This is a genomic window from Salmonella sp. SAL4457, assembly GCF_046548235.1.
In the GTDB taxonomy this organism is placed as follows: Bacteria; Pseudomonadota; Gammaproteobacteria; order Enterobacterales; family Enterobacteriaceae; genus Salmonella; species Salmonella enterica.
In genome coordinates this window covers 1-296 of the sequence record NZ_JBGDZO010000303.1, presented here as the reverse complement: position 1 = coordinate 296, position 296 = coordinate 1, and the positions used below count along the sequence as shown (strand labels likewise).

Genomic DNA, 296 nt, shown 5'->3' with positions numbered 1-296 from the left:
CAATCCCCGGAGGGCCGCAAAAGAACGCAACGCGTCCTACGGCGAACGGCGGCGAACAGGTTGCGAATGTAGAACCTTCGGCAGGCGTTCGGGTTCTGTCACGTTTTGCCAAGGTTCTCCCGATGCCCCGTATTGCCAGGCGGCGGGGCGCTACGGCTATAGTCCCTGCGCGTTTTTCGCGGCCCTGGCCGGACATGGCGGCGGCCGCCGGAACAGGTAGGGGACCATGATCGAAACAAGAAACCTCGGCAAACGCTTCGGCTCGCGGGTGGCGGTGGACGACCTGTCCTTCCAGG

General features: G+C 64.2%; 1 protein-coding gene. It reads right to left on the bottom strand.

Translation table 11 applies throughout. From position 1 onward, the window contains the following. Positions 1-296 (bottom strand): hypothetical protein (locus tag ACLJNW_RS24385; protein ID WP_410961240.1); only part of this gene is annotated, 296 nt, incomplete at both ends.